This window comes from Streptomyces sp. BYX5S (genome assembly GCF_054724165.1).
In genome coordinates, this window is sequence record NZ_CM138829.1 from 4283694 (window position 1) to 4300092 (window position 16399).

A 16399-nucleotide genomic window follows, 5' to 3' on the forward strand; every position below is an offset into this window, starting at 1 on the left:
GCACGGAATTGGCTGATTCTAAAATTCGGTTCGGTACGACAACCGGGGCCCGGGGGGTGACGGCCGGATGACACGCAAGGCGGCGCGGACCGCGGTCAGGGACAACGCCTGGCAGTGGAGCCGCACGGAGCAGACCCGGCGCACCCTCCTGGATGCCGCCCGCGAGGTCTTCTGCGAGCAGGGCTTCACGGACACGGCGATCGTCGCGGTGGTGCGCCGGGCGGGCTCCAGCGTCGGCAGTCTGTACCACCACTTCGGCGGCAAGACGGAGCTGTTCGTCGCACTGTGGGAGGACTACGAGAACGCCCGTGAACGCGAGGCCGCCCAGGCGGTCGCCGCGGCACGGGCGGCGGGCGAGTCGGATCCGCTGGAGCTGTTCCTCGTCGGCACGCGCAGCTTCCTGGAGGGGTGCTGGCGGCAGCGGGACCTCGTCAGGCTGTGGATGGACGGGGACGCCCCGCCCGGTTTCGAGGTGATGCGCCGGGCGCGCGGCCGGGAGTGGATCCGGCAGAACTCGGTGCTGCTGGAGGCCGGCGGCGAGCCCGTGGACCGGCTCGTGGTCGGGGTGCTGACCTCGGTGATCGGCGAGGCGGGCCGGGAGATCGGCACGTGTGCGCGCAAGCGGGACGCGGACGCGATCTGTCACGCCACGGTCGCGCTCATCCGCCGGCTGGATCCGCTGAGCATCGATCCCCTGCGCTCACCCTGACCGCGCGCACCGCCTGACCGCGCGCACTGTTTCGGGTGCACGCACGCACGACCCGTACGACCGCACGAACCGAAGGGAACACAGGTGGCACAGACCGAAGAAGAGGCGCCCTACTTCACGCTGCGCGGCGACACGTTCGTACCCGAGTCGCACGCCCGCGGCTGGTGGGCGCCCGGCACGGTGCACGGCCGGCTCCTGGGCGGGCTCGCCGCGCGGGCGCTGGAGCGTGAACACGCCGAGGAAGGGCTGCACTTCGCCCGGCTCACCGTCGACCTGTTCCGCAGCGCGCCCTTCGCCCCGGTCGGTGTCACCACGGAGCGGGTCCGCGACGGCCGGCGGATCCGGGTGGCCGACGCGATCGTGCACAGCGACGGGCAGCCACTGGCGCGGGCGAGCGCGGTGCTGCTGCGCACCAGCGCTCCCCCGCCCGGCCACATCCCGTCCGCCGGGCCGTGGGACGCGCCCGCGCCGGACGACATGCTGAAGCCGAACGGGCGCACCCAGTTCCTGCGCTTCGACGAGGACCTCCGGCCGGTGCGCGAATGGCGCGGCGAACAACGGCGCAGGGCGTGGATGCGCGACGCCCGCCCGCTGGTCGGCGGTGAGGCGCTCTCCCCGCTGGTGCGCGCCGCACTGGCCGCCGACACCGCCAGCCCGCTCGCCCACGCGGGCGACGACGGCCTGCGCTACATCAACTCCGACTACACCCTGGTCCTCAGCCGGCTCCCGCTCAGCGCCGAGATCGGCCTGGAGGCCACCGGGCACACGGCGGAGGACGGCATCGCGGTCGGCCACTGCACCCTGTACGACGCGGCGGGCCCGATCGGCTACTGCGCCACGACGGCGCTCGCGAACCGGGCACCGGACCGCTGAGGCCAGTCGGTCAGAGATCCTGTACGTCCTGGTACGAGAGCGTGTCACCGGCGGGCCGTCGTCCGTCGCGGACGGCGCGCGCGGTGGCCACGGCCTCACCGAGCGCCCTTCGGTAGAGCAGCGAGCCGAGACTGACCCGGCGGACACCGAGTGCGGCCAGTTCGTCGAGGGTGGGCCCCGTCGGTGCGTACAGGACGTTGAGCGGCAGGTCGAAGCGCGACGCCACGGCGCGAATCCGCTCGGGTTCGCCGAGACCCGGCACGAACAACCCGTCGGCGCCCGCCTCCTGATAGGCGGTCAGGCGTTGCTCGGTCGCGTCGTGGTCGACTCCCAGCCAGTACGTGTCCGTGCGGGCGTTGACGAAGAGGTCGGGGACGGCGGCCTTGACCGCGGCGATCTTCTCGGCGTGCCGCTCGGCCGGGGTGAGGCTGCCGTCGGCGCGCCCGTCCTCCAGGTTGATCCCGGCGGCTCCGGCCTGGCTCAACTCCCGCGCGAGTGCCGCCACTTCCTTCGGGTCGTCGCTGAAGCCGCCCTCCATGTCGACGGTGAACAGGGCGGTGCCGCGGCCCAGTTGGCGGGCCAGAGCGAGGGTGGCGTCGGCGGTGACGCCCGCGCCGTCGGGCAGCCCGGCCGCGGCGGCCACACCGAGGCTGGTGGTGCCGATGGCCTCGAATCCTTCGGCGGCGAGCGCGGCGGCCGAGGCGGCGTCCCAGGCGTTCGGCAGCAGCAGCGGCGCGGGGCCACGGTGCAGGCGGGCGAAGGGAGTGGTGAGGGGGTGGCGGTTCATGAGGGCTCCTTCGGCGAGGGCGAGGGCGTGGTGGCGTCCGGGGCAGAGGCGTGGGGGTGCGCCGAAGGCGAGGGGTTCCTCGGCGTGCGCGCCCTCGGTGGCCGTGGCGGTGGTGTCCAGGAGGACCAGGTCCCCGGCCGCGATCCGCGTTCCCGCCACGGTGGTGTCGCGGGCGGCGACGCGGCGCAAAATGCGGACGGGCGGGTCGTCGCGCAAGGTCGCGAGGAGCAGTTCCCGGACGTCCCGGCCGGGCGGAGCAGCCCGGGTGCCGGCCGCGCCGCGGGCGTTGCGCACGAGGCCGGCGGTGGCGTCGCAGGCCTGGACGAGGAGGCAGATCCGGGCGGCGACCGTCTCCCCGTCGTACGCGCCGTCGGGGCGTTGCCCGCTGCCGGTCGGCGTCAGCAGCTCCACCAGCCGTGCCACCGCCACGTCGGCCTCCGGATCCTCGCCACCGAAGTAGGCGCCCGCCACGGTCGTGACCGCCTCCGCCACGGCGTCCGGCCGGGGGCAGCCCAGTGCTTCGGCGAGGAGGTGGGCCACGTCGTGGGCGGTCGCTCCGGGCCGACGGGAAGCGGCGCTGCGCAGCTGCGACACGTCCACGCGGGCCAGCTCGGCCTCGACCAGCGCCCGGCGGCGGGCGTGGGGCCCGCCGGAGGCGAACCGGGGAACGGTCGCCCGCAGCCAGGCCATCGACGCGCCCGTCCGGCCCTCGGCGGCGGGCGGCAGCTCGGGCACCAGGTCCGGGTCGGCGAGCGCCGCGCGCGCGTCCTCGTCACGGTGCACCTCGTGCACGGTTCGGTTCATGCGGTCGACGTTATGCGCGCGATCCTTCGGCACCGGCCGAACCGTCGCCGCCACCGGCCGCTGAGGCCGCGCCGCCGCGCAAGGACGCATCGAGCGCGCTCATCAGATGTGCCACCCGGCCCTTCCCCCGCGGCGCGGCCGGATACCGGCGCAGTACCTCGACGACGAGCGGCGTGGCGCGGCGGCGGGCCTCGGCCACGGCCCGCTCCCCCGCGTCCGGGTCGCCGCCCTCGGCCAGCTCCGCCACCCGTGCCGCGCAGGCGGCGGCGCGCAGGATGTGGCCGACCTGGGTGGCCTTGGCGAGGGGGTGCAGGTACGCGGCGGAGGCGGCGTCGCCCGCGGCCCGCGCGGCGAGGCGTACGGCTTCGGAGTCGGCCTCCTTGGCGGACCGGTGCGCGTCGAGCGCGGTGTCGCGCTGGAGCCGGGACCGCTTCGCGCCGCGCACGAACTCCCACGCTGCGTCGACGGCCGCGCGGGGCCTCGGGTCGTCGGGGACGGCCGCCTCGAACACGGGGAGGACGAGCTCGGCGCTCCGCGCGGCGTACCGGGCGACGGCCCGCAGCTCGTCCATGGTCAGGTCGAAGTCGCCGGTCACGGTGGTCGTCGCCATGCCGCGATTCTCGCACCGGCCCGGAGCGCCGCGCCTGGCTCGCGCTCGGCTGGTCTCAGGGCGCGCCCACGGCCTCGGCCGCCCCGCCCGTTCCCGTCGCCTCCTCGCAGGCGCGGACGTACGCGTGCACCAGGAGGCGGCGGTCGTCGGCGCGTCGGGCCAGGACGAAGCGGCTCGGCGCGATGCCGTGGACGGGGCGGGTGACCACACCGCCGAGGGTGACGAGGGGCGCGTTGCCGACCGCCAGCAGGACGACGCCGAGTTCCGCGACGAGCGCTTCGTACGTCTCCTCGGTGCTGGCGACCTCCGCGCCGACCACCGCGGGGCGCCCGCGGCGCGCTTCGGTGGCGAGCCAGTAGTCGCGCAGGGGGCCGGCGCTCTCGGGCAGGGCGAGGAACGGCTCGTCGAGGAGGTCGGCGAAGTCGACGGTCTCGTGGGCGGCGAGGGGGTGTGTCTCGGCCAGGGCGACGAGACGGGGTTCCTCGGCGACCGGCACCCACCGGTAGCGCTCCTGTTCGGGCAGCGGCAGCCAGACGAACGCGACGTCGCTGGTGCCGTCCGCGAGGCCCGCGGTCGGATCGTCCCAGGTGACCTGGCGGACCCTGAGTCGCGCCTCGGGGTGGGCGGCCGTGAAGCGGGAACGGATCGCGGGGAGCACGCCGCCGCGCCCGGGGCTGGTGCTCATCCCCACCACCAGTGCGGCGGCCCGGTCCGCGACCAGCCTGGCGACCGTCTTCTGCGCCGCCTCCCACTCGGCGACGACGCGCTGGGCATGCGGCAGCAGGGCGGCGCCGACCTCGGTGAGCCGCACGTCGCGGCGGTCCCGTTCGAACAGCGCGACCCCCAGCTGCTTCTCCAGCATCCTGATCTGCTTGCTCAAGCCGGGCTGGGAGACGTACAGCCGCTCGGCGGCACGCGTGAAGTGCAGTTCCTCGGCCACTGCGGCGAAGTACCTCAGGTCCCGTCCGTGAACGTCCATGACCATCGGCTATCACGGCAGGTCTTGGACGGGCAACTGCCTTGCACCGCAAGGTGTTTCACAGACGGGCCGCCGAGAGCGGCGGCCCCCTCCCAGGTCGAGGAGCACACCATGAACAGGGTTTGGCTGGTCACCGGCGCGAGCAGCGGGTTCGGCCGGGCGATCACCGAGGCGGCGGTGGCCGCGGGCGATGTCGTGGTGGCCGCCGCGCGCCGTACCGCTCCGCTCGACGATCTGGTCGCCGCGCACCCGGACCAGGTCGAGGCGCTGACGCTGGACGTGACCGCCGTCGGGGACGTGCGGGCGGCGGTCGACGGTGTGGTGGCCCGGCACGGCCGGATCGACGTGCTGGTCAACAATGCGGGGCGGGGCAGTGTGGGCGCGGTGGAGGAGGCCTCGGACGCGGAGTTGCGGGACCTGATGGACCTGCACTTCTTCGGTCCGGCCGCGCTGACCCGGGCCGTGCTGCCGCACATGCGCGGCCGGGGCTCGGGCACCATCGTCCAACTCACCAGCATGGGCGGCCGGTTCGCCTTCGCGGGGGTCGGTGCGTACTGCGCCTCCAAGTTCGCCCTGGAGGGGCTCTCCGAGGCGCTGGCCGCCGAGGTGGCGCCGCTCGGCATCCGCGTGCTGATCGTCGAGCCGGGCGCGTTCCGTACGGGCTTCGCGGGCGCCGCCGCGCTGCCGCCCGGCACTGGCGTGGATGCCTACCGGGAGACGGTGGGGCCCGTGCTGTCCGGGCTGCCGGGCGGCAGCGGCCGGGAGCCCGGTGACCCGGCGAAGGCCGCGGCCGCGCTCCTCACCGCCGTGGACGCCGACGAGCCGCCGCTGCGGCTGCCGCTCGGCAACGACGCCGTCGACGCGATCGGCGACCACCTGGAGCGTTCCCGCGCGGAGCTCGCCGCCTGGGAGAAGCTCGCCCGCTCCACCGACTTCGACGACTGAGATCCCGCGCCGCTGACCTGGACCTGTGGGGCGGGTGGCACAGTGGAGGTCCACTCGTCGATCTCGTGGAGGTTCTCCCCGCATGCGTCTGCTGCTCGTTCGGCACGGTCAGACCCCGTCCAACCTCAAGCACCTCCTGGACACGGACGAGCCGGGCCCGGGTCTCACCGCCCTCGGCGAGGAGCAGGCCGCGGCGCTGCCCGACGCCCTCGCCTCCGAGCCGATCGACGCGCTCTACGCCTCGACGCTGGTGCGCACGCAGCTGACGGCGGCGCCGCTGGCCGCCGCGCGCGGCCTGGAGGTCCGGGTGCGGGACGGCATCCGTGAGCTGAAGGCCGGTGACCTGGAGATGCGCGGCGACGACGAGGCGGTCGCGACGTATCTGAACACGGCGCTGGCCTGGGCCTCGGGCGACGTCGAGCGTTCCATGCCCGGCGGTGAGACCGGGGCGCAGGCGCTGAGCCGCTTCGACTCCGTCGTCGCCGAGGCGGCGGGCACGGGGGCCGCGACGGTGGCGATGGTCAGCCACGGCGCGGCCATCCGTATGTGGTCGGCGGCGCGGGCCGACAACATCGACGCGGACTTCATCGCGCGGCACCCCCTGGCCAACACCGGCATCGTCGTCCTGTCGGGCTCCCCCGACGAGGGCTGGCGGGTGCTGGTGTGGGAGGGCAGCTCGCTGGGCCCCGTTCCGACGACCCCCGGCCCGGAGGACCCGACCGGCGCGGCCGTCTGAGCGGCCGGCGCGGCGGGCGGGTGCCGCGCCGGGAATCACCGGCGCGGCGCCGTCACCGTACGACGTCGAACACGTTCTTCTGAAGGCCGTTCGCGTACGCCTCGTGCTCGACGAGCCTCAGGTGCTGGCTGTCCTTGTCGGTGGCGCTGAACAGGCGCTTGCCCGCACCGAGGAGCAGCGGGAAGACCAGCAGGTGGTAGCGGTCGATGAGGCCGGCGTCGGAGAGGTTCTGGTTGAGGGTGGCGCTGCCGTGCACGATGATCGGGCCGCCCTCGGTCTCCTTCAGGGCCGCCACCTCGTCGAGGGAGCGCAGGATCGTGGTCTCGCCCCAGTCGGAGACCAGGTCACCGGACTTGAGGGTGGTGGACACCACGTACTTGGGCATCGTCTTGTACTCGGCGAACTCCTCCATGCCAGGCCACACCGGGCTGAACGCCTCGTAGCTGACGCGGCCGAGGAGCATCGCGGTGGCCTCGGTCTGCTCCCGGCCCTTGATCTCGAAGGCCTCCGGGAGGAAGTCGATGCCCTTGAAGGTCCATCCGGAATTGCGGTATCCGGGCTCGCCGCCCGGCGCTTCCATGACACCGTCGAGGGACACGAAGGCTGTGCTGATCAACGTACGCATGGCGGGACTCCCCTGAATCTGCACCGTTCGGTGGTCGGCTCTGCACCCATCTCACACTCATGGACCGGCGGGCGCGGCAGAACTCATCGAAATACGGCGGGGCACGCACGCGGGGCGGCGTGTAGCGTCCGCCTCGTGACCTCACTCGATCCCGACACACTGGCGGCGCTGCGCCGCGCCCGTTACGTCAGCCTCATCACGTACCGCAAGAACGGCACCCCGGTGGCCACCCCGGTCTGGCACGCGGTGGACGGGGACCGGCTGTATGTGCGCAGTGCGGCCGCGGCCTGGAAGGTGAAGCGGCTGCGCCGCGACCCGCGGGCCGAGGTCGTCGTCTGCGATCTGCGCGGCCGCGTCGCGCCCGGCGCCGCCCGTGCCGAGGGGCAGGGGCGGGTGCTGGACGAGGAGGGGACGAAGAAGGCGGGCGCCCTGTTGCGCAAGAAGTACGTGATGGCCCGGATCGGTGACTGGTACTCGGCGGCGACCGGACGCCACCGCAGGCACCCCGTCATCGGCCTGGAGATCACTTTCTGACCGTCCGGGCGCCCGGCCCCGCCGCCCCGGTCAGTCGCCGCGCCGCGACGTCAGCGCCTGCCTCAGCAGTTCCGCGAGGTGGCGCGGGCGCCGTTCGGAGAGCTGGGTGATCTGGGTGCGGCAGCTGTAGCCGTCAGCGAGGACCACGGTGTCGTCGGGGGCCTCGCGCAGGGCGGGCAGCAGCGCTTGTTCGCCGACGGCGACCGACACGTCGTAATGGCCGTCCTCGAAGCCGAAGTTGCCGGCGAGGCCGCAGCAGCCGGAGTCGAGGCGGCCGCTGTCGACGCCGACGCGGGCGAGGACCCGGTCGTCGGCCTTGCTGCCGAGTGTGGCGTGCTGGTGGCAGTGGGTCTGCGTGAGGGTGGTGACGTCGTCAAGGCGGCCGAAGTCGACGTCGGGGGCGCGCTGGTCGAGGAGTTCGGCGAGCGTCATGGTCTGCGCGGCGAGGCGCTCCGCGCGCGGGTCGCCGGGGAACAGTTCCGTGGCGTCGGTGCGGAACAGCGATGTGCAGCTGGGCTCCAGACCGATGAGCGGCATGCCTTCCCGGAGGTAGGGGTCAACGGCCTTCAGGGTGCGTTCCAGCACCCGCTTCGCCATGTCGAGTTGGCCCGTCGTGTGCCAGGTCAGGCCGCAGCACAGGCGGTCGGGCGGGAGGACCACCTCGAAGCCCGCGTGTTCGAGGACCAGGACGGCGGCGCGGCCGACCTCGGGCGACATGAACTCCGTGAAGGTGTCGGGCCAGAGGAGGACCTTGCCGCGGCTGCCGGGCGCGGGCGTGCTGGGGCGCTTCTTGAAGCTCGTACGGAAGCGGCGCGCGGCGAACGGCGGGACGGGGCGCTCCGGGGCGATGCCGCCCGCCTTCTTGAGGAGTGAGGCCGCCTTCTTGTTGCCCGTCAGCGTGTTGACGAGGCCCGGCGCGAGGCCCGCGAGGTGGGACCACAGCGGCAGCCAGCCGAGGGCGTAGTGGGAGGCGGGGCGGCGCTTTCCCTGGTAGTGGTGGTGCAGGAACTCCGCCTTGTAGGACGCCATGTCGACGCCGACGGGGCAGTCGCTCTTGCAGCCCTTGCAGGACAGGCACAGGTCGAGGGCCTCCGCGGCCTCCTCGGACTGCCAGCCGTCGGTGATGACGTCGCCCTGCACCATTTCGTAGAGCACGCGTGCGCGCCCGCGCGTGGAGTCCTTCTCGTCGCCGGTGGCCCGGTAGCTGGGGCACATCACGCCGCCGGACGCGGTGCGGCACTTGGCGACGCCGACGCAGCGGCGCAGCGCCTTCGTGAGGTCGCCGTCGTCCTCGGCGAGGGCGAGCGTGGTGGTGAGGGCGAGGGTGGGGCGGTGGCCCGCGGTGATGCGCAGGCGTTCGTCGGCGGGGCGGGGGTGGACGAGGATGCCGGGGTTGAGCCGGTTATCCGGGTCCCAGACCGCCTTGAACTCGCCGAACGCGGTGATGGCCTGCTCGCTGTAGACGAGCGGCAGGAACTCGGCGCGGGCCTGGCCGTCGCCGTGCTCGCCGGAGAGCGTGCCGCCGTGCTCGGCGACGAGTTCGGCGGCGTCCTTCATGAACGCCCGGAAGACGCGTACGCCCTCGGCGGTGCCGTGGTCGAAGTCGATGCGGATGTGTACGCAGCCTTCGCCGAAGTGACCGTAGGGGGTGCCCTGGAGGCCGTGGCTGTCCAGGAGGTCCGCCAGGTCGCGCAGGTAGTCGCCGAGGTGTTCGACGGGGACGGCGGAGTCCTCCCAGCCGGGCCAGGCCTCGGAGCCGTCGGGGGCGCGGGTGGCGAGGCCGGAGCTGTCCTCACGGATGCGCCACAGGGCGGCCTGATCCCGGGGGTCCTGTACGAGGCGGACGTCGACGGCGCCGGTGTCCTTCACCAGGGCGTCCGCGCGGGCCTGTTCGGCGTCCGGGTCGGGGGTCGCGTCCGCGTGGCCGAACTCGCACAGCAGCCAGCCCGCGCCTTCGGGGAGCATCTCCTCGGGGCGGGCGTCGGGCACGTTGCGGCGCAGCGCCGCGACCTGGTCGCCGCCGAGGCCCTCGCAGGCGATGGGGTCGTGGCGCAGGACGTGGCGGGCGGCGTCCCCGGCGGCCGGGAGGTCGGCGAAGCCGAGGGCCACGAGGGTGCGGCGGGCGGGGAGGTCGACGAGCTTGACGGTGGCCGAGACGACGACCGCGCAGGTGCCCTCGGTGCCGACCATCGCCGCGGCGAGGTCGAAGCCCTTCTCGGGCAGGAGGTGTTCGAGGCTGTAGCCGGAGACCTGGCGGCGGAAGCGGCCGAACTCGGTGCGCAGCATGGCCAGATGCCGGTCGCGCAGGTCCCGCAGGCGGGCGTGGATCTCGCCGGTGCGCCCGCCTGCTTCTATGACCTGCTGGAGTGCGTCGGCGTCGAGGGAGCGCAGGCGGATGCGTTCGCCGTCGTAGGTGAGGACGTCGAGTTCGACGATGTTGTCGGCGGTGCGGCCCCAGGCGACGGAGTGGGTGCCGCAGGCGTTGTTGCCGATCATGCCGCCGATGGTGCAGCGGGCGTGGGTGGAGGGGTCGGGGCCGAAGCGCAGGCCGTGCGGCTTGCAGGCGTCCTGGAGGCGGTCGAGGACGACGCCGGGTTCGACGCGTGCGGTGCGGGCCTCGGCGTCGATGTGGAGGATGCGGTTCAGTGAGCGGGAGGTGTCGATGACGACGCCGTCGCCGACGGCCTGGCCCGCGATGGAGGTGCCGGCGCCGCGCAGGGTGACCGCCACATCGAGGCTGTGGCAGGCGGCGAGCGCGGCGGCCAACTCGTCGGTGTCGGCGGGCAGGACGACGGCCGCGGGCACCTGCCGGTAGACGGAGGCGTCCTGCGCGTACTCGGCGCGCCGGCGCGTACCGAAGGCGACCTCGCCCCGCGGGACGGCCGCCCGCAGCGCCTCCTCCAGCCTGCGCAGCGTCGCCGGGTCGGGGGCGTCGGGGCGCGGCGCGGCGGTTGCGGAGGGGGCGGCGGGGGCGGACATGGGGCTCCTTCGGGCGTGGTGTCGGGGACGGGTGGGCACGGGTGGTGCGGAACCGCCGCCCGCACCGGGGCCGCCCCGGAGAGGGGCGGCCCGATCACTCGCAGGGCGACGGGTTCGGCCGTGGCGTCAGCCGAGGACCGACGTCACGGACTCGCGCCACAGGCGCAGGCCCTCGTCGATCTGTTCGCCGTTGACGACGAGCGGCGGGATCATCCGGACGACCTGGCCCTGCGTCCCGCAGGTGAGCAGGAGAAGCCCTCGCTCGGCGGCGGCCGCGTGGACGCGGGCGGCGGTGGCCCCGTCCGGCTCGCCGTCGGCGGTGACGAACTCGGTGCCCGCCATCAGGCCGAGGCCGCGGACGTCGCCGATGCCGCCCTTGTCGCCGACCGGGTAGGACTCGGCGACCTCGCGCAGGCCGGCGAAGAGCTGCTCGCCGCGCTCGCGGGCGTTCTCGACGAGCTTCTCCTCCTGGACGACGTCGAGCGTGGCGATGGCGGCGGCGCACGCCACCGCGTTGCCCCCGTACGTGCCGCCCTGCGAGCCCGGCCAGGCACGCGCCATGAGTTCCTTGGGCGCCGCGATGGCGGACAGCGGGAAGCCGCTGGCGAGGCCCTTGGCGGTGACGATGATGTCGGGCTTGCCGTCGAAGTGGTCGTGGCCCCAGAACTTGCCGGTGCGGCCGAACCCGGTCTGCACCTCGTCGATGATCAGCAGGATGCCGTGCCGGTCCGCGCGCTCGCGCAGGCCGCGCAGGAAGGCCGTGTTGGCGGGCACGTAGCCGCCCTCGCCGAGGACCGGTTCGACGATGAACGCGGCGGTGTCGGCGGGCGCGGTGACGGTGGCGAGCAGCTGGTCCAGCTCGCGCAGCGCGAACTTCGTCGCGGTCTCCTCGTCCCAGCCGTAGTAGAACGCGGCGGGGAACGGCGCGAGCGCGACGCCCGACATCAGCGGCCCGTACCCGGAGCGGAACTTGGTGGCCGACGTGGTCATCGACGCGGCGGCGAGTGTGCGGCCGTGGAAGCCGCCCTGGAAGGCGACGATGTTGGGGCGGCCGGTGGCCTGCTTCGCGAGCCGCATCGCGGCCTCGACGGCCTCCGATCCGGAATTCACGAAGAAGAGTGAGTCGAGACCGCTGGGAAGTACCTCTCCCAGGCGCTCGCTGAGGGTGCGCAGCGGCTTGTGCATCACGGTCGTGTACTGGCCGTGGATGAGCTTGCCGACCTGCTCCTGCGCCGCGGCGACCACCTTCGGGTGGCAGTGCCCCGTGGACGTGACGCCGATGCCGGCGGTGAAGTCCAGGTGGGCGCGGCCGGACTCGTCGTAGAGGTAAACACCCTCGCCGCGTTCGGCCAGGACGGGGGTGGCCTGCTTGAGGACGGGGGACAAGGCACTCATGGACGGCTCCTCGCTCGGTGACCGCGGTGTTTCACGGACGGATCTGCACGGATCTGCACGGACCTTCTACGGACTTGCTCTGCTGCCCTTGCGCTGACCTGCTACCGAGATCAACATCGGGCCGCGTCGTAGGATTGTCAACAACCTACACTCATGCAAGCATGCAATTCGGCGGCTGTCCACGAGTGAGCCGGGCCGGGAGTTCCAAAACCACGGGAGTCGAAGTGAGTGCAGTGACCGAACAGCAGACACAGCGCGAGCGGGCCGTCGTCGCCTCCGTGCCCGACGGACTGTTCATCGGCGGTAGCTGGCGCCCCGCGGCCTCCGGCGCGACCTTCGGCGTCGAGGACCCCTCGGTCGCCCGTGAGCTGCGCACGGTGGCCGACGCGGGCGTCGAGGACGCGCACGCTGCGGCCGAGGCGGCGGGCGCCGCGCAGGAGTCCTGGGCGGCCACGGCGCCGCGCGAGCGCAGCGAGATCCTGCGCCGCGGCTACGAACTCCTGATGGAGCGCCAGGACGAGCTGGCGCTCCTGATGACGCTGGAGATGGGCAAGCCGCTGGCGGAGGCGCGCGGTGAAGTGGCGTACGCCGCCGAGTTCTTCCGCTGGTTCGCCGAGGAGGCCGTGCGTATCGAGGGCGGCTACCAGGCCTCCCCCGACGGCAAGGACCGCTTCGTCGTGATGAAGCGCCCGGTGGGCCCGGTGCTGCTGATCACGCCGTGGAACTTCCCGCTCGCGATGGGCACCCGGAAGATCGGTCCGGCGATCGCGGCGGGCTGCACGATGATCGTGAAGCCCGCGGAGCAGACGCCGCTGACGATGCTGAAGCTCGCCGAGATCATGACCGAGGCGGGCGTCCCCGCGGGTGTCCTGAACGTACTGACGACGTCGCGTCCCGGTGAGGTCGTCGAGCCCTTGCTGCGCGGCGGGGTCGTGCGCAAGCTGTCCTTCACCGGTTCCACCGCGGTGGGCCGGCTGCTCATCGAGCAGAGCGCGGAGCAGGTACTGCGGGTCTCGCTGGAGCTGGGGGGCAACGCGCCGTTCATCGTGTGCGAGGACGCCGACCTGGACAAGGCCGTCGAGGGCGCGATGGCCGCCAAGATGCGCAACATCGGCGAGGCGTGCACGGCCGCGAACCGGATGTACGTCCACGAGTCGGTGGCGGGCGAGTTCGCGGAGCGGCTCGCCGCGCGGATGGCGGCGCTCGGCGTGGGCCGCGGCACCGAGGACGGCGTGACGGTCGGCCCGCTGATCGACGAGGCGGGCCGCGGCAAGGTCGAGGAACTGGTCGCCGACGCCGTCGAGCGCGGCGCCAAGATCCTCACGGGAGGCGAACGCGCGGAGGGCGACGGCTACTTCTACACGCCGACCGTCCTCACCGACGTCTCCCCCGAGTCCGCCCTGATGAGCCAGGAGATCTTCGGCCCCGTGGCCCCTATCCTCACGTTCACCGACGAGGACGAGGTCGTCGCGGCGGCCAACGACACCGAGTACGGGCTGGTCTCGTACCTGTTCACGGAGAACCTGGAGCGTGCGTTCCGGCTCTCCGAGCGGCTGGAGACCGGCATGGTCGGCCTCAACAAGGGTGTCGTGTCGAACCCGGCGGCCCCGTTCGGCGGCGTGAAGGCCTCCGGGCTCGGCCGTGAGGGCGGCCGCGTCGGCATCGACGAATTCCTGGAGACGCGCTACCTGGCGATGCCGCTCGGCTGACAGCCGGGCGTCAACCGGCCTACCTTCCCCGTACGTTGATCATCGACCAGACCGGAGCGACTGCATCCATGGACCGTTTCATCGAGGTCTCCCTGCCCAAGCGCGGCGTCACCGCCACCGCGAAGCTGCTCGACGACCGTGCCCCGATCACCTGCGAGGCGATCTGGAACGCCCTGCCGCTGGGCAGCGACGTCTACCACGCCAAGTACGCGCGCAACGAGATCTACACCCTCGTCCCGGCCTTCGCCCCGCAGGAGCCCCCGCTGGAGAACCCGACGATCACGCCGATCCCCGGGGATCTGTGCTACTTCACGTTCTCCAACACCCAGATGAGCACGGCCTCGTACGGGTACGAGGCCGCGGCCGAGCAGCAGGGCAACCAGGCCGCGCACGCGGAGCGCGACATCGTCGTCGACCTCGCGCTGTTCTACGAGCGCAACAACCTGCTGATCAACGGCGACCAGGGCTGGGTGCCCGGCATCGTCTGGGGCTCGGTCGTCGAGGGCCTGGACCGGCTCGCCGAGGCGTGCCAGGACCTGTGGCGGGCGGGCGCGATCGGCGAGTCGCTGAGGTTCCAGCGCGCGGAGTGAGCGCGTAGGGGTGTGCGCGGGGCGGGCCGGGCGACCGGCCCGCCCCTTCGGGCGCCGCCCCCTCCGCCACGGCGAGTTCCGGGCCGGCTGTCAGCAGTCGAAGACGGACCAGCAGATGTCGTTGCGCAGGCGCTGGTCGTCCAGCACCAGGGCCCGGACGGCGTCCGGGAGTTGGGCGCGCTGCCAGGCGCACTCGGCCCGGCCCGCACGCTCGGCCTCGGCCTTCGGGGCCGCCGCGCGGACGGCCTTGATCGCGTACGCCGCGGCGCCCAGTTCGTGGGCGGCGACATGCGCGACCACCGCCGCCTGCCCCGCCGCGAAGGCCGCGTGGCGCGCCGCGCCGTCGAGCACGCGGGCCGCGGCCATGGCGTGGCCGCCCGCGGCGCGGGAGTCGGACATCCGGATCTCGCCGCGCGTCCACGCGCGCACCTGCTCGATGGCCGTGCGGGGGCGGATGTCGTCGGGCCGGACCGACTCGAAGAGCGGAAGGACGTGTTCGGCGCACGTGGCCGCCCACAGCGCCAGCAGGTGGTGGTGGTCGTCGGTGAGCGTGCCGCCGCGGCGCAGCGTGATGAAGCGGGGGTCGCGGATCGCGGGCAGAATCACCGGGCCACCCTACGGCGCGGGGGCGCGGCAGGAGCGGCCGGTGCGCAGGTTCGTCGTGGCGCCCGCGATGACGGCGTCGAGCCGGCCCCGCGTTTCGGCAAGGTCGGCGATCTTGAGGTCGATGCGGTCCCGCTCCGCGGCCAGCCGCTCCAGCAGTTCGGGGGTGGCGTCGCCGTCCACGACGCACGGCAGGAGTTCGACGATGGTGCGGCTCGACAGCCCGGCGGCGTAGAGCTGTTGGATCAGCAGGACCCGGTCGACGGCCTGGTCCGGGTAGAGGCGCTGGCCGCTGGGGCTGCGGTCCGCGGCCAGCAGGTCGTGCTGTTCGTAGTAGCGCAGCGCCCGGACGCTGACGCCCGTCCTGGCGGCGAGTTCACCGATGCGCACGTGCGCCTCCTTGCCGGTCGGGCCGCGCCCCTTGCCTCTGACGTCGACGTCAGGTTTTAGCGTAGCGCGCATGAACACGCTGAACACCGCATCGGTCTCTGTGCCGTCCCCCGCTCCCATCGTCTCGGTCAAGCCGGTCGTGCTGCCCGCGCCCCATCACGACGGAGGCCTGCGGGTGCGCGTGACGGCGCCCGTGAGCGGGCACGGGCTGCCGATCGTGCTCCTCGCGCACGGCTTCGGTTCCTCGTTGGAGGGGTACGGGCCGCTGGCCGACCACTGGGCGGCGCACGGGTTCGTCGTCGTGCAGCCGACGCATCTCGACTCCCGGACGCTCGGTCTCGCCGAGGACGATCCGCGCAGGCCCGCGCTGTGGCGGTACCGGGTCGAGGACATGAGGGTGGTCCTCGACCACCTCGACGCGCTCGAAGCGGCCGTTCCCGGGCTGCCGGGCCGTACGGACCGCGGCCGGATCGCCGCCGCCGGGCACTCGTTCGGCGGCCAGACGGCCGGGGTGCTGCTGGGGTTGCGGGTGCGCGATCCGGAGACGGGGGCGGCGCCGGACCTGTCCGATCCGCGGGTCACGGCCGGCGTGCTGCTGGCCACGGCCGGCGTGCTGCTGGCCACGGCCGGCGCGGGCGGCGACTCCCTGACCCCGTACGCCGCCGAGAACCTGCCCTGGCTGCGGGATCCCGACTTCTCGGGGATGACCGCGCCTGCGCTGGTCGTCTCCGGGGACAAGGACGTGCTGCCGCTGACCGTGCGGGGTGCGGACTGGACGAGGGATCCGTACGAGCTCAGCCCCGGCGACAAGAGTCTGCTCACGCTCTTCGGAGCCGAGCACTTCCTCGGTGGGATCTCGGGCTACGAAGTCGCGGAGACGACCGACGAGTATCCGGCGCACGTCGCGCTCGTGCAGCGGGTCACCACGGCGTATCTGCGGCGTGCGCTGGGGCTCGGTGGCGTCGACTGGGAGGTGGTACGGGACGAACTCGCGGGCGGCGAGAACCCGTTGGGCCGGATCGAGTCCAAAGGCGCGGCCCGGGGCCGGTGGTGACCGGTGGTTGAGGTCAGGCGGGGCCGCGCCTGGTGAGCACGGTGTGGGGCACCCAGCCCGTGCGCCCGGGTGGACGT

The 16399-nt window shown here is 73.4% G+C and carries 16 protein-coding genes; 8 read left to right on the forward strand and 8 right to left on the reverse strand.

The annotated features are described in order from the left end of the window. Positions 1-67 precede the first annotated feature (67 nt). Positions 68-709, forward strand: a complete 642-nt coding sequence (locus tag ACYBSK_RS19550; protein WP_460242647.1) for a TetR/AcrR family transcriptional regulator — start codon at positions 68-70, stop codon at positions 707-709. An 84-nt stretch (positions 710-793) separates the two neighbouring features. Next, positions 794-1582, forward strand: coding sequence for a thioesterase family protein (locus tag ACYBSK_RS19555; protein ID WP_460242648.1), 789 nt, complete (start codon positions 794-796; stop codon positions 1580-1582). Between the two features lie 10 nt (positions 1583-1592). Here the strand turns inward: ACYBSK_RS19555 and ACYBSK_RS19560 are convergent, their stop codons facing one another. From ACYBSK_RS19560 to ACYBSK_RS19570, 3 genes are read right to left on the reverse strand one after another with little or no spacing between them, the layout of a single operon-like run. Beyond that, positions 1593-3173, reverse strand: coding sequence for an isocitrate lyase/phosphoenolpyruvate mutase family protein (locus tag ACYBSK_RS19560; RefSeq protein WP_460242649.1), 1581 nt, complete (start codon positions 3171-3173; stop codon positions 1593-1595). A 10-nt stretch (positions 3174-3183) separates the two neighbouring features. Next, positions 3184-3783 (reverse strand): putative immunity protein, encoded by a 600-nt coding sequence (locus ACYBSK_RS19565; RefSeq protein WP_460242650.1) that lies wholly within the window; start codon positions 3781-3783, stop codon positions 3184-3186. A 55-nt stretch (positions 3784-3838) separates the two neighbouring features. Then, positions 3839-4768 carry a LysR family transcriptional regulator gene (locus tag ACYBSK_RS19570; RefSeq protein WP_460242651.1) on the reverse strand — a complete coding sequence of 310 codons (930 nt, stop codon included), beginning with the start codon at positions 4766-4768 and terminating at the stop codon, positions 3839-3841. Between the two features lie 105 nt (positions 4769-4873). On the opposite strand from ACYBSK_RS19570, the gene ACYBSK_RS19575 reads away from it, so the two are divergent. Continuing rightward, positions 4874-5707: an oxidoreductase gene (locus ACYBSK_RS19575; protein ID WP_460242652.1), complete on the forward strand. Its 834-nt coding sequence runs from the start codon at positions 4874-4876 to the stop codon at positions 5705-5707. 82 nt (positions 5708-5789) lie between these two features. Further along, positions 5790-6443, forward strand: a complete 654-nt coding sequence (locus ACYBSK_RS19580) for a histidine phosphatase family protein (RefSeq protein WP_460242653.1) — start codon at positions 5790-5792, stop codon at positions 6441-6443. Between the two features lie 52 nt (positions 6444-6495). Here the strand turns inward: ACYBSK_RS19580 and ACYBSK_RS19585 are convergent, their stop codons facing one another. After that, positions 6496-7068, reverse strand: a complete 573-nt coding sequence (locus ACYBSK_RS19585; RefSeq protein ID WP_457478456.1) for a dihydrofolate reductase family protein — start codon at positions 7066-7068, stop codon at positions 6496-6498. A gap of 135 nt (positions 7069-7203) precedes the next feature. On the opposite strand from ACYBSK_RS19585, the gene ACYBSK_RS19590 reads away from it, so the two are divergent. Continuing rightward, positions 7204-7602: a PPOX class F420-dependent oxidoreductase gene (locus ACYBSK_RS19590; protein ID WP_460242654.1), complete on the forward strand. Its 399-nt coding sequence runs from the start codon at positions 7204-7206 to the stop codon at positions 7600-7602. Positions 7603-7632: 30 nt separating this feature from the next. On the opposite strand, the gene ACYBSK_RS19595 is transcribed toward ACYBSK_RS19590, so the two are convergent. Continuing rightward, a complete protein-coding gene (locus tag ACYBSK_RS19595; RefSeq protein WP_460242655.1) occupies positions 7633-10581 on the reverse strand; it encodes an FAD-binding and (Fe-S)-binding domain-containing protein in 2949 nt (982 codons plus the stop codon). Positions 10582-10707: 126 nt separating this feature from the next. Continuing rightward, on the reverse strand, positions 10708-11976 hold the full coding sequence (locus tag ACYBSK_RS19600) for an aspartate aminotransferase family protein (RefSeq protein ID WP_460242656.1): 1269 nt from the start codon (positions 11974-11976) through the stop codon (positions 10708-10710). A gap of 224 nt (positions 11977-12200) precedes the next feature. Between ACYBSK_RS19600 and ACYBSK_RS19605 the strand changes: the two genes are divergently transcribed. Together ACYBSK_RS19605 and ACYBSK_RS19610 are read left to right on the forward strand one after the other, a co-directional pair. Next, positions 12201-13685, forward strand: a complete 1485-nt coding sequence (locus tag ACYBSK_RS19605) for an NAD-dependent succinate-semialdehyde dehydrogenase (protein ID WP_460242657.1) — start codon at positions 12201-12203, stop codon at positions 13683-13685. Positions 13686-13753: 68 nt separating this feature from the next. Continuing rightward, positions 13754-14275 carry a DUF3830 family protein gene (locus ACYBSK_RS19610; RefSeq protein ID WP_457478461.1) on the forward strand — a complete coding sequence of 174 codons (522 nt, stop codon included), beginning with the start codon at positions 13754-13756 and terminating at the stop codon, positions 14273-14275. Between the two features lie 90 nt (positions 14276-14365). On the opposite strand, the gene ACYBSK_RS19615 is transcribed toward ACYBSK_RS19610, so the two are convergent. Further along, positions 14366-14881 (reverse strand): putative immunity protein, encoded by a 516-nt coding sequence (locus ACYBSK_RS19615; RefSeq protein ID WP_457478462.1) that lies wholly within the window; start codon positions 14879-14881, stop codon positions 14366-14368. A 9-nt stretch (positions 14882-14890) separates the two neighbouring features. Further along, complete coding sequence (locus tag ACYBSK_RS19620; protein WP_457478463.1) at positions 14891-15268, reverse strand: MerR family transcriptional regulator; 378 nt, start codon at positions 15266-15268, stop codon at positions 14891-14893. 70 nt (positions 15269-15338) lie between these two features. On the opposite strand from ACYBSK_RS19620, the gene ACYBSK_RS19625 reads away from it, so the two are divergent. Continuing rightward, the gene (locus tag ACYBSK_RS19625; RefSeq protein ID WP_460242658.1) at positions 15339-16322 is read left to right on the forward strand and encodes an alpha/beta hydrolase family protein; all 984 of its coding nucleotides are present in this window, start codon (positions 15339-15341) and stop codon (positions 16320-16322) included. The last annotated feature ends 77 nt before the right edge of the window (positions 16323-16399 follow it).

Excerpts from the sequence above, each read along its gene's own strand:
- ACYBSK_RS19560 (WP_460242649.1), bottom strand. The coding sequence starts at position 3,173 with ATGAACCGAACCGTGCACGAGGTGCACCGTGACGAGGACGCGCGCGCG.
- ACYBSK_RS19550 (WP_460242647.1), top strand. The coding sequence starts at position 68 with ATGACACGCAAGGCGGCGCGGACCGCGGTCAGGGACAACGCCTGGCAG.
- ACYBSK_RS19585 (WP_457478456.1), bottom strand. The coding sequence starts at position 7,068 with ATGCGTACGTTGATCAGCACAGCCTTCGTGTCCCTCGACGGTGTCATG.
- ACYBSK_RS19575 (WP_460242652.1), top strand. The coding sequence starts at position 4,874 with ATGAACAGGGTTTGGCTGGTCACCGGCGCGAGCAGCGGGTTCGGCCGG.
- ACYBSK_RS19610 (WP_457478461.1), top strand. The coding sequence starts at position 13,754 with ATGGACCGTTTCATCGAGGTCTCCCTGCCCAAGCGCGGCGTCACCGCC.
- ACYBSK_RS19625 (WP_460242658.1), top strand. The coding sequence starts at position 15,339 with ATGAACACGCTGAACACCGCATCGGTCTCTGTGCCGTCCCCCGCTCCC.
- ACYBSK_RS19600 (WP_460242656.1), bottom strand. The coding sequence starts at position 11,976 with ATGAGTGCCTTGTCCCCCGTCCTCAAGCAGGCCACCCCCGTCCTGGCC.
- ACYBSK_RS19595 (WP_460242655.1), bottom strand. The coding sequence starts at position 10,581 with ATGTCCGCCCCCGCCGCCCCCTCCGCAACCGCCGCGCCGCGCCCCGAC.
- ACYBSK_RS19580 (WP_460242653.1), top strand. The coding sequence starts at position 5,790 with ATGCGTCTGCTGCTCGTTCGGCACGGTCAGACCCCGTCCAACCTCAAG.
- ACYBSK_RS19565 (WP_460242650.1), bottom strand. The coding sequence starts at position 3,783 with ATGGCGACGACCACCGTGACCGGCGACTTCGACCTGACCATGGACGAG.
- ACYBSK_RS19570 (WP_460242651.1), bottom strand. The coding sequence starts at position 4,768 with ATGGTCATGGACGTTCACGGACGGGACCTGAGGTACTTCGCCGCAGTG.